The sequence below is a fragment of the Vibrio sp. BS-M-Sm-2 genome (genome assembly GCF_041504345.1).
In the GTDB taxonomy this organism is placed as follows: Bacteria; Pseudomonadota; Gammaproteobacteria; order Enterobacterales; family Vibrionaceae; genus Vibrio; species Vibrio satsumensis.
Genome location: NZ_CP167895.1, coordinates 1,026,840 through 1,042,964, shown reverse-complemented (window position 1 = coordinate 1,042,964; position 16,125 = coordinate 1,026,840). Strand labels below are relative to the sequence as shown.

The 16,125-nt window shown below is 44.3% G+C and carries 11 protein-coding genes and 1 pseudogene; 4 read left to right on the top strand and 8 right to left on the bottom strand.

Going from position 1 to position 16,125, the window contains the following annotated elements; all coding sequences use genetic code 11:
• Positions 1-137 precede the first annotated feature (137 nt).
• A complete protein-coding gene (locus tag AB8613_RS20615; protein WP_285953733.1) occupies positions 138-2,204 on the bottom strand; it encodes a DEAD/DEAH box helicase in 2,067 nt (688 codons plus the stop codon).
• Between the two features lie 308 nt (positions 2,205-2,512).
• On the opposite strand from AB8613_RS20615, the gene rnb reads away from it, so the two are divergent.
• Positions 2,513-4,519, top strand: coding sequence for an exoribonuclease II (rnb, locus tag AB8613_RS20610; protein WP_146490860.1), 2,007 nt, complete (start codon positions 2,513-2,515; stop codon positions 4,517-4,519).
• Between the two features lie 134 nt (positions 4,520-4,653).
• The gene (locus AB8613_RS20605) at positions 4,654-5,484 is read left to right on the top strand and encodes a helix-turn-helix domain-containing protein (RefSeq protein WP_372384875.1); all 831 of its coding nucleotides are present in this window, start codon (positions 4,654-4,656) and stop codon (positions 5,482-5,484) included.
• 86 nt (positions 5,485-5,570) lie between these two features.
• On the opposite strand, the pseudogene AB8613_RS20600 reads toward AB8613_RS20605, so the two are convergent.
• Positions 5,571-5,932: pseudogene (locus AB8613_RS20600) on the bottom strand (DUF3024 domain-containing protein).
• Between the two features lie 253 nt (positions 5,933-6,185).
• Between AB8613_RS20600 and AB8613_RS20595 the strand changes: the two are divergent.
• Positions 6,186-7,001, top strand: a complete 816-nt coding sequence (locus tag AB8613_RS20595) for a phosphate ABC transporter substrate-binding protein (protein ID WP_146490863.1) — start codon at positions 6,186-6,188, stop codon at positions 6,999-7,001.
• Positions 7,002-7,077: 76 nt separating this feature from the next.
• On the opposite strand, the gene AB8613_RS20590 is transcribed toward AB8613_RS20595, so the two are convergent.
• From AB8613_RS20590 to AB8613_RS20580, 3 genes are all read right to left on the bottom strand, one after another.
• Positions 7,078-7,764 (bottom strand): MaoC family dehydratase, encoded by a 687-nt coding sequence (locus tag AB8613_RS20590; protein WP_285953738.1) that lies wholly within the window; start codon positions 7,762-7,764, stop codon positions 7,078-7,080.
• A 334-nt stretch (positions 7,765-8,098) separates the two neighbouring features.
• Positions 8,099-11,251 (bottom strand): efflux RND transporter permease subunit, encoded by a 3,153-nt coding sequence (locus tag AB8613_RS20585; protein WP_285953739.1) that lies wholly within the window; start codon positions 11,249-11,251, stop codon positions 8,099-8,101.
• Between the two features lie 11 nt (positions 11,252-11,262).
• A complete protein-coding gene (locus tag AB8613_RS20580) occupies positions 11,263-12,399 on the bottom strand; it encodes an efflux RND transporter periplasmic adaptor subunit (protein ID WP_102393303.1) in 1,137 nt (378 codons plus the stop codon).
• A gap of 259 nt (positions 12,400-12,658) precedes the next feature.
• On the opposite strand from AB8613_RS20580, the gene AB8613_RS20575 reads away from it, so the two are divergent.
• Complete coding sequence (locus tag AB8613_RS20575) at positions 12,659-13,102, top strand: dCMP deaminase family protein (protein WP_004737813.1); 444 nt, start codon at positions 12,659-12,661, stop codon at positions 13,100-13,102.
• A 114-nt stretch (positions 13,103-13,216) separates the two neighbouring features.
• Here the strand turns inward: AB8613_RS20575 and AB8613_RS20570 are convergent, their stop codons facing one another.
• From AB8613_RS20570 to pepT, 3 genes are all read right to left on the bottom strand, one after another.
• Positions 13,217-14,059 (bottom strand): mechanosensitive ion channel family protein, encoded by an 843-nt coding sequence (locus AB8613_RS20570; RefSeq protein WP_372384874.1) that lies wholly within the window; start codon positions 14,057-14,059, stop codon positions 13,217-13,219.
• Positions 14,060-14,195: 136 nt separating this feature from the next.
• Positions 14,196-14,663 (bottom strand): DM13 domain-containing protein, encoded by a 468-nt coding sequence (locus tag AB8613_RS20565; protein WP_146490867.1) that lies wholly within the window; start codon positions 14,661-14,663, stop codon positions 14,196-14,198.
• Positions 14,664-14,739: 76 nt separating this feature from the next.
• Positions 14,740-15,972: a peptidase T gene (gene pepT, locus AB8613_RS20560; protein ID WP_372384873.1), complete on the bottom strand. Its 1,233-nt coding sequence runs from the start codon at positions 15,970-15,972 to the stop codon at positions 14,740-14,742.
• Positions 15,973-16,125: the final 153 nt, after the last annotated feature.

Sequence of the window (16,125 nt, the reverse complement as noted above, 5' to 3'; positions counted from 1 at the left end):
AGCTTAGTTGAAGTAAGCTGACTACGTATATCGAGCCAACAAAGGCTTAAGTTCAAATAGCAGGCACAAAAAAGCCGAGCATTACGCTCGGCTTTGAAATTCAGTGTCTAGACTAAAGAGTCTAAGCGACAGGTTGATTAACCTTCGTTGCGCTCTGGACGACGACCACGGTTACCACCGCCATTGCCGTTACCATGACCACGTTCGCCACGGAAGTTACCACGGTGATCGCCACCACGGTTACGGTCGAAACGACGTTCGCCATCACGTCCGCCAGCAGAGTTACCATCGCGAGCACCATCACGGTTGCCACGGTATCCACCACGACCGCCTTCACGGTTACCACCTTCGCGGTTACCATCACGGTTACCACGGTAGCCGCCACCATCACGACCGCCACGACCGCCGCCACGGTTACCATCACGACCGCCGCCACCACGACGAGGCTCACGGAAGTCGTTGAAATCAACAACTACAGCGCCAGCTTCTTTTTGACGAATGCGAAGTTTGCTTAGCTTACCAGCAGTTTCAGAGTTCATTGCTTTTGGCAGTTGAACGTAAGTAGAACCTTGGTCTAGCTTGATAGCACCGATAGAACCTTTAGTTAGGCCAAGTTCGTTTGCTAGTGCGCCAACGATGTCTTTAACCTGAACGCCTTGCTCACGGCCAACTTGTAGTTGGTAAGTATCCCAATCTTGAGTATTGAAGTTGCGACCACCACCGTCACGGCCGTTATCACGATCTTCACGACGCTCTTTACGACGGTTTTTATCACGCTCAATAGCAGCGATCATTGGGTCTTCGCCAACGTAGAATAGTGGGCTCTTACCTTGCTGACGCTTAAGAAGCATTGCAGCTAGAGTAGCAGCATCAACGTCTAGAGACTCTTGAAGCGTAGAGATAAGACCTGCAAAGTTTTCTAGAGCTTTGCTTTCTTTCTCTGTTTCAAGTTCAGCGCCAAGCTTAGCAACACGTGCAGCAGCAACTTGGTCACGTAGAGGAAGTTGGATTTCTTCCATAGATGACTTAGTTACGCGCTCGATTGTACGAAGCATACGAATTTGGTTAGTGCGAACTAGTAGGATCGCTTTACCTTTACGTCCAGCACGACCAGTACGGCCAATACGGTGGATGTAAGATTCAACATCGAATGGGATGTCGTAGTTGAATACGTGAGTGATACGTGGAACATCAAGACCACGAGCTACAACGTCAGTTGCAACTAGGATGTCGATAACACCTTGTTTGATGTGATCAACAGTGCGCTCACGTAGAGACTGAGGAATATCACCGTGCAGTGCAGCAGCTTTGAAGCCACGTGCAGATAGCCAATCAGCTAGACGCTCAGTGTCTTGACGAGTACGTACGAATACGATTGACGCGTCAGTTTCTTCAGTTTCTAGAAGACGAGACATTGCTTCGTCTTTTTCTACGCCTTTAACAACCCAGAAATTCTGCGCTACTTTATCAACTGTGTGATTAGTACCAGCAACGTCAACTCTAGCCGGGTTACGTAGGTAACGGTCAACAATAGTCTTAACCATTGGAGGCATAGTTGCAGAGAAAAGTACACGTTGTGCAGATTCTGGAGCTTGCTCTAGGATCCAAGTAACGTCATCTACGAAGCCCATTTTTAGCATTTCATCTGCTTCATCAAGAACAAATGTGTGTGCTTCATCTAGGTGTAGACGGTCACGAGTTAGTAAGTCTTTAACACGACCTGGAGTACCAACAACAATGTGAGCACCACGGCTTAGAGCACGCATTTGGTCAACAATTGAAGCACCACCGTAGATTTCAATAACTTTAAGACCTTTGATGTCACGGCCAAGGTTTTTGATTTCCGCAGCAACTTGAATCGCTAGCTCACGAGTAGGAGCCATGATGATTGCTTGTGGTTTGTGTTGGTTTAGGTTGATTTTGTTAAGTAAAGGCAGAGAGAATGCTGCTGTTTTACCAGTACCAGTCTGTGCTTTACCTAGTGCGTCACGGCCTTCAAGAAGAAGAGGAATAGCTGCTGCTTGGATTGGAGTTGGAGAAACGAAACCCATGCTATCAAGAGCTGAAAGAATGTTATCGTTTAGGGCTAATTCATTAAATTGAATTACAGATTCGGACATTGGGATCCCACTATATATAAGTAAACAAAAGGTCCCGGGAGCTCTATCAATTCCAATACTGATCCAATCAGATACTGATTCCATTCAGAGTTACGAAGCAGTAATAAAACACTTCAAGCCATTAGGGACGTCTAAGGGAGGCGGATTATTCCCTAAATGCATAAAAAAAGCCAGAAAAAATTGAAATACATCACATATTTTTCGGTTTTCCATCAATACTGGCTATCATATCGTCAAAACTTGATGAATATCTCGTCAGGGCGATAGAGTTCGACCAAATTGATAGAGTTAAATAAGAGGGTAATTAATTTACGCTCACTTCGGCTTTAAGTAGTAATCGTGCCTCGCAATGATTATAGTGTGCTCAATTGTTCTCGTTAGATAAAAGTCAAATGTTTCAAGATAATCCTCTACTCGCTCAACTCAAGCAGCAAATCCAAGAAACCCTCCCTAAAAAGGAAGGCACTATCAAAGCCACTGAAAAAGGTTTTGGTTTTCTCGAAGTTGATAGCAAAACAAGCTTCTTTATCCCGCCTCCGTACATGAAGAAATGTGTGCACGGTGACAAGGTGATTGCCATCATTCGCACAGAGAAAGAGCGCGAAGTAGCAGAACCTGAGGAATTGATTGAACAAGGCCTTACTCGCTTTATTGCGCGAGTTAAGCTTTTCAAAGGCCGCTTGAACGTTGTTCCTGATCACCCGCAGCTAAAAAAACTGCAACTTAAAGCGAAAGCAAAGAAGGGTCTAAACCCTGAAACGCTTAAAGAAGGTGATTGGGTTGTTGCTCATATCGTTCAACACCCATTAAAAGGTGACAATGGCTTCTTGGCTCAGATCTCTGAGAAAATCACAGACGCTGACGACAAGATTGCACCTTGGTGGGTAACGCTGGCACAAAACGACCTACCAAACAGCGAACCTGAAGGCATCGACAACTGGCTAATCAACGACGACGCCGATCTTGAACGTGTAGACATGACACACATCCCGTTTGTGACTATCGATGGCGAAAGCACAAAAGATATGGATGATGCGCTTTACGCGAAGAAGAAAGAGAACGGTGATTTTGAACTGACAATCGCAATTGCTGATCCAACAGCTTACATCTCTCCAGATGACGCGATGGATAAAGTGGCTCGTGAGCGCGGTTTCACAATCTACCTTCCTGGCCGTAACATCCCAATGTTACCTCGTGATCTTGCTGACAACCTATGTTCACTGATCGAAAATGAAGTTCGCCCTGCTCTTTGCTGCACAGTAACGGTATCTAAAGATGGCGTTATCGGCGACGACATCAACTTCTTCGCTGCAAACATCAAATCTCATGCTCGTCTTGCTTACGACAACGTATCAGACTGGTTAGAAACTGGTGCATCAGAGAAGTGGCAACCATCTGAAGAGATTGCTGCAATTGTTTCTGATCTTCACCAATTCGCTCAAGCACGTTCAGCATGGCGCTCAGCAAACGCTGTTGTGTTCCCAGATCGCCCTGACTACCGCTTTGAACTTAGCGAAGATAACGATGTTGTTGCTATTCACGCAGATATGCGTCGTAGCGCAAACAAGCTAGTAGAAGAGTCTATGATCAGCGCGAACATCTGTGCGGGCCGAGTACTAAAAGAAAACTTCAACCAAGGTGTGTTTAACTGCCACTCTGGTTTCAAGGCTGAGAAAGTCTCTGACGTTCTTGAACTGGTAAACCCGCAAGCAGAAACACCGTTCACTGAAGAGCAGATCGTTTCTCTAGAAGGTTTTGCTACTCTACGTCGTTGGTTAGGTTCTTTAGACAACAGCTACTACGACAACCGTATTCGTAAGTTCCAAGCGTACAGCGAAATCAGCAATGAGCCTGCGCCACACTACGCGATGGGTTTAGATATTTACGCAACGTGGACTTCTCCAATTCGTAAATACGGCGACATGATTAACCACCGTATGCTGAAAGCGCATATCTTAGGTAAAGCACCAATTCAAACACCAGATGAAACCATTGGTGATGAACTTGCCCTTCACCGTCGCCACCACGGCATGGCTGAGCGTAATGTTGGCGATTGGTTGTATGCTCGCACTCTAGCAAATGCTCCAGCAGAAGAAACTCGCTTCCAAGCAGAAATTTTCGATATTAACCGTGCAGGTATGCGTGTGCGTCTACTTGAAAATGGAGCTGCTGCATTTATCCCTGGATCTCTCATTCTTGATAATAAAGAAAGAATAGAGTGCAACGGTGATATGGGTACTGTATCTATCGATAAAGAAATGGTATACAAACTAGGAGACGTTTTAGAAGTAGTTCTCTCCGAAGTTAATCAGGAAAACCGTAACTTAGTAGCTAAACCTACTCAAGTATTTGCGGACTTGCCTAGCGAGCCTGAAACAACAAACGAAACCGAAGCTTAGACCTTACAAGGCTAAAAGCTTCAAAGGTTCACTTCTAAAGGCGCTATTAATTAGCGCCTTTTTTGTAAATGTCTCATGCTTAAACAATACTTAAAAAAATAAGCAATCAATTTACAACGTCAAAGAAGCGAACTATGTCATCAATCACTGTTACCCAATTTAGAAACTTCATACCTAGGAAGCGAGAACGTTACCCCGCCTCTAAAAACGGTATTTTCATAGTATCAAAGGGCAGCATTTCTTTCGTGTTACCCAATGGCACTGAAGCCTCGTTACAAGCGGGGGATTTTACGCTCTACAATTCAGGACAGATTAAAGACATCACGGTTAACACCGAAAATGGTGAATTTAGCGCAACCTGTGTAGATTTCGATCTGACCATCTTCCAGAAATTCATCAATAATTTCAGCGATTTAGAATCCACTCGAATCCCAGACAAGTACATTAAGTTCAATCAAACTGACACCAAAATCTGTCAACTAAAAGGACTCATCATATCGCTTGCAAATTCATCAACTAAGAATGACTACGCACTCACTCAATTAGGCTTAGGCTTGCTTTCTCTGATGGTGGAACAGCACCCTGCTCTATTGGTTATCATTGCCCGAGCTTCAAGGTTGACCGTGACACAAAAAGTTATCCATTACATTGAACAGAACATAGAAAATAATATCTCACTCGATACTCTAGCCAGCTATATGGGGATGTCACCCGCCACACTTAAACGCCGTTTATCGGCCGAAGATCTTTCCTTTTCAAATCTATTAAAGATCAAGCGAATCGCCCACGCGGCCACTCAGCTCAGAACATCGAATAAATCTATCACTCAAATTGCTTATGAATCTGGCTTTAAAAGCGCGGCTCACTTCAGCACTGCTTTTAAGACGTATCACGGCAAGGCACCCAAAGACTTCCGTTCGTTAGTCGCACAAGCTCAAACACAAGGCTTAAAGACTCAAATTTAAACATATTGAAGAAAGTATTGAGTGGAAGGTGGTGTAAACAAGTTAACTCTGGGGTTACGCCACCCGCAATTGTCGGAACCCATTGGTTATGACCAGAAGTATGATTTAGGATCTTTTTCTATCTCAGCCAGAATTGCATCAAGATCCTTCGATTTAGGAAGGTAGGGATAAGGTCCCCAATTCACGGAATCAGTTTCAGCATCGCCTTCAAGCGGCACCATCACCAACCAACAAGATAACGATTCATCAAAGGTAACGCAGGCAATCTCGTTTGTATAATCACTGTGAGATGAGTCGAGTAGATAATGCGCCTGAGAAAACAGCACTCCCCCTCACACTCTTCATATAGGGATTTGCCTAACTCGACAGGTAAACTGCTATTCCGAGATGTACAGAGCCTCTCAGCCCCAATTAAAAGACGATTCAGTTCGATATGAATGACGGACATAACACCCCTTGTAACTTCATAGAAACTTCTAAGTAGTGAATTCCTCTACTTAGCTTAGGACTCAACCAATATTTTAGCGAACAAGCGTAAACAAAATACCCGCATTGCTCCCAGAAACGAATCTTGCTTTCGTAAACCCCACTAGCTTTCACCCATCAAGCTAACAACGACATATCGAGCATATAGAATTTCACAAAAATGTCATATAACCGACCTATCATAGCCGGCAAATGTTATTAACTAGGAGTTGTTTATGTTACGAGTCGCGCTTGCCTCTCTTTTATCCTTAGCCCTGTCTTCTCACACTGCTTTTGCACAAGAAACCAATATTTCGGGCTCCACTTCTGTATCACGTGTGATGGATGTATTAGCTGAGGAGTACAACAAGACTCACCCTGATAACTATATTGCGGTTCAAGGCATTGGTTCTACAGCGGGTATTACCATGGTTAATAAAGGTGTGGCTGACATCGGTATGAGCTCGCGTTATTTAACCGACCGCGAGCAGGATGAGAAATTGAAGGTATTCCCAATTGCCTTTGACGGCCTAGCAGTCGTAACCAATCGTTCAAACAGTGTAAGCAACGTTACACGTGAACAGTTGTTCGATATCTACAAAGGCAAAATCACAAACTGGAAAGCAGTAGGCGGTGCGGATCAACCTATTGCAGTGGTGACTCGTGAAGCTTCTTCTGGTTCACGTTACAGCTTTGAGAGCTTGCTTGGTTTAACCCAAATCATTAACGACCGTCTAGTGTCGGACATCAACCCAAATAACTTGGTTGTAAACAGCAACAGCATGGTAAAGACGATTGTTAACCATAACCCGCATGCTATTGGTTTTATCTCGGTTGGTTCTATCGATCGTTCGATCAAGGCAATCACATTTGAAGGCGTAGAGCCGACATCTAAGAACATTGCAAACCACAGCTATGAACTGGCTCGCCCATTCTTGTTGCTGCATAAGACAGACTCTGTTTCTGACGAGAGCAAAGACTTCATCAAGTTCGTGAAGTCGAAGCAAGGACAAGATCTTATCGAAGAGTACGGTTACACTCGCATTAAATAAGTGAGATAGTTTTATCTTATGAAAACAAAAAGAGAGAGCATTAAGCTCTCTCTTTTTTGGAATCTATATGGTTCGTTTAAAAGTGAAGTTGAATCACCGAAACGATCACAGCGCCAGGACGACGAATACCTTCGATTTCTACGCGAATTTCGCGTTCAATCTCTAGCCCTTTCTTAATTGGCGTTACTTTTGTTAGCGTGCTTTTAGCTCGAACATTACTGCCCGATTTAACAGGATATGGGAAACGCACTTGGTTAAGGCCAATGTTTACGACCATCTTCGCCGTTGGGAATTGAGACTTGTCAGGGTCGACACTGTCAGTCAATCTAGGAAGCAGAGATAAAGTTAAAAAACCATGTGCGATGGTTGTTTTGAACGGAGAGTCTGTTTCTGCTTTTTCAGGCTCGGTGTGAATCCACTGCATATCTTCAGTAACAAGACCAAACTGGTTGATACGGTCTTGGCTGACATTGATCCAGTCACCAGTATGGATAATTTCACCGATCTGCTGATTAAGCTCATCAAACACAAGCTGTGCTTCTGGCTTTAACACGATAGGTTGTTCTACTGGCATTTCTGGTGCATCTTCATTTACAGCAGGTTTGTGATGATCACGAACCCACGCAAAGAAATGGCTATTTTGCGTGCGATTTAGAAAGTCACCCCAGTAATCTCTAAGAGCTGGAGACATCCATTGCATAAACTCTGAGTGTTGCGAAGACATGCTATCGCCTCGGTGTTTAAATAAATCAATGACTTTCATAAGAACCTCAATGCACAAAAAATTTCAATATAACTAGGTAATTTTGAAACACTTCACACTATTGTGCAAATGTTTTCGAGCATACACTCGTTAGCTGAACCTTGTTAATTCCATATTAAACAAAGACTTAATAATAAAACATCATTTTATTACAAAACCAAAATTAGAGTGTTAACTCTATCGCATAATAAACATTTGATTATATAAATAGCGATTTTATTCATTAGTGGAATAAAGAAAGGCTTAGCGCAACGCTAAGCCTCAGTTTTTATAAGGAATTAATTTTCCAAGGGTTACTCTTGTAAGGGACTAATCATGCAAGACATTCAGTTCCCTATTCGTCATCCAGTGGAATCAACTTGGTATTGCCACCGTGTGCCTTCTCACGCTTACGCTGTACGAATGCATAGAAGCCAGGGATTAGGAACGTACCCGCTAACAACACACATAGCAGACCACCAATCAGAGAAATACCCAGAGAGTTCTGGCTCACGTGACCTGCGCCCGCAGCGAAGATAAGTGGGAAGATACCCAATATGAATGACCAAGACGTCATGTTCACAGCACGGAAACGCAGCGTACCGCCCTTCACTGCTGCATCTTCGATTGGTGCGTCTTTCTCTTCACGTTCCACCTTAGCAAATTCCACAATCAAGATTGCATTCTTCGCGGCCAAGGCTATCAAGAGGACCAAACCAATTTGCGCATAGAGATTCAGTGGTGTGCCTGTCAGGTTCAACGCCAAGAAGGAGCCTAATGTTGCGACAGGTACCACTAGGATAATCGCAATCGGTATAGTCCAACTCTCGTATTGAGCCACCATGAACAAGTAGATGAAGATCAGCGCTAATGCGAACGCAAAGATCGCTTGGTTGCCTGCGAGTACTTCTTGGTAAGCCATACCTGTCCATTCGTACTGGTAACCTTGTGGCAGAACTTCTGCAGCTACACGTTCCATCGCCGCAATCGCATCACCACTTGAGTAACCCGGCGCTGGTTGGCCTTGGATCACTGCACTGCGGTACATGTTGTAACGCCATGCTACATCAGGTTCGAAGATCTGGTCGTAAGTCACCAATGTGCTTAACGGGATCATCTCGCCATTAGACGAACGCACGTGGAATCGTTGTAGGTCATCCATGCTGCTACGGTGTTCACTGTCAGCTTGCATGGTGACACGGAAGTTCTTACCAAACATGGTGAAATCATTCACATACAGAGAACCTAGGTTACCTTGTAATGTTTGGAAGATTTCCGACAACGGAATACCAAGTTGCTGCGCTTTCTCACGGTCAATGTCGACATAGTAGTGAGGTACATTGGCACGGAAGGTACTGAAGGTATGTGATATCTCAGGCTGTTTAGTGGCCTCAGCAATCACGTCATTCATAACCATCGCTAGATCAGTACGGCTACGACCTAATGTATCTTCTAGAACAAACTCAAATCCAGACGCTGCACCCATACCTGGTACTGCTGGAGGTCCCATTGCAAACACGATAGCTTGAGGTAGCTCAGTGGCTGCTCGGCCATTAATACGTTGCGAAATTGCTTGCGCAGAATGTTGACCATCCAGTGCGTTACGCATCTCCCAATCGTGGAGCTTGATGAACATCGACGCACCATTCGAAGCAGAAGCGCCCGTCATGAATGCATAGCCGTTAACCAGTGTTACACCGTCAACGCCAGGCTCTTGTTCAACCATCTCTAGCAACTGCTTCGTCACATCCTCGGTACGAGACAGTGAAGCCGCATCCGGAAGTTGAACGTTAACCAGTAAAATACCCTTATCTTCTTGAGGTACGAACGCCGTAGACGTGGTTTTCGCGAAGTAAGTTACCGCTGCTAGCGCCACAACGAAGAAGGTAAACAGCAGAACACCCTTTTTCACAAGGAAGCCTGCAATTTGACCGTATTTGTTGGTTACTGATTCAAGACCACGGTTAAACGCTTGGTACCAACGAGCCGTATTACCACCGCCCTGCTTAAGAACTAATGAACACAATGCAGGTGACAGTGTTAGAGCATTAATAGAAGAGATAACAACAGCGATACAGATAGTTAGAGCAAACTGACGATACATGATACCGGTAATACCTGGCAGCATAGCTACTGGAATGAATACCGCTAACAGTACCAACGTCGAAGTAACAATCGGACCCGTTACTTCCTTCATTGCGATAAGCGTTGCTTTACGCGGTGAGATCGTTGGGTCTTTGGCCATCGTGGTATCAACGTTTTCAATAACCAAGATCGCATCATCTACTACGATACCAATCGCCAATATCAAACCAAATAGAGTCACCGTGTTGATGGTAAAGCCTGTCATCTGCATGACCGCAAAAGTACCAATCAAAGATACAGGAATCGCAACCACCGGAATCAAAGTCGCACGCGCACTACCTAAGAACAGATACGTTACCGCGATAACCAGTAAGATCGCTTCAATTAGCGTTTTTACTACGCCTTTGATCGACTCTGCAACGAAGAGTGTCGTGTCATAACTCGCCTCATAAGCAACGCCTTCAGGGAAATTTTTGCCTAAATTATCCAGCATCGCCATCACCGCTTTACCACTTTCCAGCGCGTTAGCGTCTGATTGAAGTGACAACGTTACGATTGAAGCGTCTTGACCACGGTATTTACCATTGCCATCGTAGAACTTTTTACCAAGCTCAACGCGTGAAACGTCTTTTAAATAAACCGTTGAACCATCTTGGTTTGCACGAAGTACAACATTTTCAAACTCATCAGCCGTTTCTAGTCGGCCTTTGGTTACCAAGTTGAACTGCACTTCTTGTGCGTTGTTGTAAGGTGCAGCACCAATACGACCAGCCGCTACCTGAACGTTCTGTTCAGCCAAGGCGCGATTCACATCAGAGGTGGTTATATTGAGGTTAGCCATTTTCTCAGGGTCTAACCAAACACGCATCGCGTATTCGCCACCACCCAATACGTTAACTTCACTGATACCCTTTACACGGGCCAATTGGTCTTTAATGTTCAAGTTCACGTAGTTGATCAAGAATTGATCGTCATACTCTCCGTTCGGCGAGTAGAAGTTCAATACCATCAGCAAGTCAGGAGAACGCTTCTTGACCGTTACACCCACCATTCTTACTTCTTGTGGAAGTTTCGATTCGATCTGAGCAACACGGTTCTGCACGTTGACCTGAGCCATATCAGCATCAGTACCGACATCAAAGGTCACGTTAAGGTTGTATGAACCATCGTTAGCACTTTTAGAGGACATGTAGATCATATCTTCTACGCCGTTAACCGACGTTTCTATGGGGTCGGCTATCGCCTGCTCCACCACTTCAGCACTTGCGCCGGTATAGAATGCAGACACACTGACCGACGGTGGGCTAATTTTTGGATATTCAGCCACCGGCAAGATAGCGAGAGAAATCGCACCCGCCAGCGTTAATATGATGGATATAACAAGGGCAAACTTAGGCCTTTGAATAAAGAAACGACTCAACATAAATAGCCCCCTTACTCAGCTTGTTCAGCAGAAGGTTGAATGCGAACGGACATACCATTACGGACACGCTGTAAGCCTTGAGTGATGACTGAGTCGTTCTTCTCTAATCCAGAATGAACAATTACACCACCTTCAACCTGACGACCCATCTCGATGTTTCTGCGCTCAGCAACTGGTGCCGCTTCACCTTCAACCAGTACCATCACAAAGTCGCCTTCTAGGTCGGTTTGTACTGCTCGGCGTGGGATAGTCACAACATCAATAGATTGCTTTTCACGTAGATCCACACGAACGTGTTGACCAGGAAGTAATCGTTGATTCGGATTATCAGCGATTGCGCGCATCGCGATCGTACCGGTATTGAGATTGATACGGTTACCCAAAAAATCGAGCTGACCTAGGTGTTCAAACGCTTCACCATTCTCAAGCATAATCTGAACTTCAACACCTGCAGAGTCGCTGCTGCCGTCACCTTCAATACGGTCCATACCCAGCTCAATACGCTCACGCTCACTAATGCTGAACGATGCATGAATTGGATCTAGGCTAACCAAAGTCGTCAATACACCTGAAGACGGTGAAACCAGATCACCTTTACTTACTTTAGTGTCACTGATTCTTCCAGAGAAAGGCGCGATAATTTTGGTATGAGAAAGTTGGACATTCGCGGCGTTTAACTGAGCTTGGCTGGCTTCAAGCTGTGCTTGAGAGCCTAATAAGTTTGCCGTTAATGCATCGAATTCTGATTGAGAAATACTGCCTTTCGGAAGTAGGTTTTTACCACGGTTAAAATCAAGCTCGGCTTTCTTAAGGTTCGCGTTTGCTTGAGCAACAGACGCTTTTGCGCTTGCAACTTCAGCTTCAAACGAAGATGGCTCAATGGAATATAGCAGCTGGCCCTTTTCGACCATTTGACCTTCATTGAAATGACGGCTTTGTAGATAGCCCGAAACTTGCGCTGTGATAGCCGTGTCTTCAACGGCTTCAATACGACCGATGTACGACTTACTTTGCTGGTGAGAAACAACGCTAACATCCTGTACAGCTACGAGAGGTAAAGGCGCTTGCTTAGCATTTTGAGCATCTTGCCCACATCCAGCAAGAATAAGAGAGCTTGCAAGAGCCGTAAGGATCAACTTTTTACGCATGGTTATACCGTCACTTATTAGTATTTGAACAGCATAAAATTTACGTAACACACTCGTTACCATTGTCCGAGGAATATCAATTATAACTAGTCAAAGTGTATCAATATGTTAATTGAAACCAAGTGCTTATAAAGTGATTACAAACACGCTACAATTCCTAAGTAAATCAACCTCTCAGCTTTTGTTCTCTATGGATATTGTCTAACATAATGTATTGTCAGACAGATAAGCATTCACATTTAATTGTTAAGGAATTCTCATGATTTCAAAATGGGCTAAACGTTTCTATCAAATGGCGGAATTGGTCGGTTCTTGGAGTAAAGATCCTTCAACTCAAGTCGGCGCCGTAATCACTAAGCACAACCGTATTGTTTCCGTTGGCTTTAATGGCTACCCACATGGCGTGTCTGATAGTGCGGATACTGATGACAGAGAGATGAAGTACCTAAAGACACTTCACGCTGAAGAAAATGCGATTCTATTCGCTAAGCGTGATTTGGACAGTTGTGAAATATGGGTAACCCACTTCCCTTGTCCGAACTGTGCAGCAAAAATCATTCAAACAGGAATTTCAGCAGTACATTGCCCAGAGCAAAGTGAAGATTTCCTTTCTCGCTGGGGTGATAAAATCAAAGTTAGCCAAGATATGTTTGAGCAAGCTGGCGTGCAAGTCGATTGGCTGCCACTCGCTGACCTAGATTAAGCTATTAGATAGCAAGAACAAAAAAGCCGAGAGTCGATATTATCGCTCTCGGCTTTCTTTTTTGGACTTATAGTTTGGACGCTGTAGCTTAGTCGCAATAGACCGATGAGCAAATTAAGAGCTCGTTGGAAACTCCTCCGCGTACGCTTCCATAAAGTCCTTGCGAATGTCTTGCTCTAAATGAATCGCTTTTTCGGTCGGGCAGAAGATCATAAAATGTACTTCTTGCTCACCCGTCGAACTGCTCGTGATATGGATGTGAGGCTCAGAACCAGGAAGGTCAACACCAGCGTGCTTTTCGATCACTCCGTTATAACGGCGGGCAACATCGATAAACTCTTCGCAATGCTCTTCAATTTTCACAATAAGACCCGGCACCATAGGGTATAGGTTTACAAAGTCTTTCACCGTCACAACAAAGTTATGGTAAACATAGCGCTTCATGAAGTTGAGGTTCTTTACCGGATAAGTGAAGAACATGCTATTGGGTAGCGTGGCAGTCTTGCCAGTGAAGTGATATTGCCCATGATACAAATCTATTTCTTGAATCACAGTCGCCATCAAATTGTGCTCAATCACCTCACCGCTGATTTTACCCACCTCAATCCAATCACCAATTCTAAATGAACGAGAACTCGCACGCTGAATAGAACCTGTGAAGCACAATATGATCTCTTTAGATGCGACGACTATAGCAACCGCTATGGCCGTAACTGACAGTGCAAACTCACTGATTTCGGATTTCCACAACACAAATAACGTCACAACAATAATCGCGAATGTGCCGTTTTTGGTTCGTGACATCCAGTTACGTTGGTCTTCGCTAAGGAAAGCAACATCACCTCTTATTTGAGACAAGGTGATTCGGCGAATGATCAAAATAATAGTGATAATCAACGCACTAAAAATAAACTTATGAGCGAGTAGGAAATCTATTACTTGCCACACTTTTTCCATTACTTAATCCTTAGCATTACAACAGTTAGCTTTACAACGATTAGCTTTACAAGAAAGCCGCTAATATCAGAGCTATGAAAAAGCGCTCAACTCCGGAGCGCTCGTGTTCATTCTGGTACTAGCCTAGCTAAGGCTATCATTTTATCTGGGCAGAAGTAATAAATTGGCCAAAAGTTTCACACCAAATCACAACGGTATTAAATCGATTAAGATCAATACCTTCAGGAAGCTCAACCATAAAACGGTCGAATGTTTTCACATCTCCAACTCTGAGTAACTCGTTCTTACTGTCATTAAAAGCTTGTTCGGTTTCAATAAACTTAGGCGAGAGGTAGACCTTGTAGTCTGGTCCCGGCGCCAGTTCGCCCTCAAAAGCAATCGCACTTTCAGATACAGAGACGATGCCTTCTCCCCAATGCAAGAAATCACTGTCTTCTCGGTCTTTGGTAAACTCACCTGTGTAGATAGCCTGCTGACTGATCGCTTCGACAGAACTTGAGGAAGGAGAATCAGGCTCAATCAAAATAGGTAGCGCATAAACACCAAGCCCAAAACCAACAGCACCCACGGCTAAGTGGGTGCAAAGTAAAACTAACTTTTTCATCGCGTACTCCCTTATACTTAAAGAGAGTATTATTGAATACTCTCAAAAATACAAAGAGATATAACGCTCTAATGTTCTATTTTTGGTAATGAGTTGCCGTACGTTGAGACAATTCGACAATTACTTTTACCGCTTGCTCCATGCCTTGAATGGTGATGAACTCATGAATACCGTGGAAGTTGTAGCCACCAGTAAAGATATTCGGACACGGTAGTCCCATGAAAGATAAGCGAGCGCCGTCAGTACCACCGCGGATAGGTTTGATCATAGGCTCAACGTCGCACTCAATCATCGCTTGCTTAGCCAACTCAATAATATGCTGATGAGGTTCAACCATCTCTTTCATATTGAAGTAGCTATCGGTAAGCATCAACTCAACATGGCCTTTCTCAAGGCGCTCATTCAGTTCATCCACTTTCTGTTGCATGAATGCCTTACGCGCTTCTACACCCTCACGTTCAAAATCACGAATGATGTAACCTAACTCAGATCGAGCCACGCCCATTTCAGCCGACTTCAGGTGGTAGAAACCTTCATAACCTTCTGTGCACTCTGGTGTTTCTTGCGCAGGCATCATCAGTTGGAATTGCGCCGCAATGTTCATCGAGTTCACCATTTTACCTTTTGCGGTACCTGGGTGAACGTTTACGCCGTGGCAGATAACATCAGCACTTGTGGCATTAAAGTTCTCAAACTCCAACTCACCGACTGGGCCGCCATCAATGGTATACGCCCATTCAGCACCAAACTTCTCAACATCAAACAGGTTCGCACCACGCCCAATCTCTTCATCTGGCGTAAAACCAATACAAATATCGCCGTGTTTGATGTCAGGATTCGCTTTCAGGTAAGCAATCGCGCTGATGATTTCAGCGATGCCCGCTTTGTTGTCGGCACCAAGCAGAGTCGTGCCATCAGTAGTGATAAGATCATGACCATGCAAACTATCCAGGTCTGGGTATTGGCTTGGGTTCAAACTCTCGCCACTTTCACCTAATTCAATCGTTCCACCTCGGTAATCTTTAATCACTTGTGGTTTCACGTTGGCACCTGATGCATCAGGAGCGGTATCCATGTGCGCCACAAAACCAATAGCCGGCACAGGATAATCGACGTTCGACGGAAGTTTTGCCATCAAATATCCATTTTCATCTAGAGACACATCCACTAACTCTAATGCGATCAATTCTGACTTTAAGGCTTCAGCAAAGGTAATTTGACCCGGTGAACTTGGGCACTGCTGATTAGAAGGATTGGATTTGGTATCAAAAGTAACGTAATTCAGAAAACGTTCTACTAGCTTTTCCATAATTCATCTCACCATGGATTAAGTAATTGATTTACTGACCTAATTATTATGTAGATAGACGATGTATTGTTAAATAAATACGTACGCAGAGTCAGTAGCGAGGTTTTTCATCTTACGCCCCTGACCATCTATGTAATTGCTCTAAATCATTAT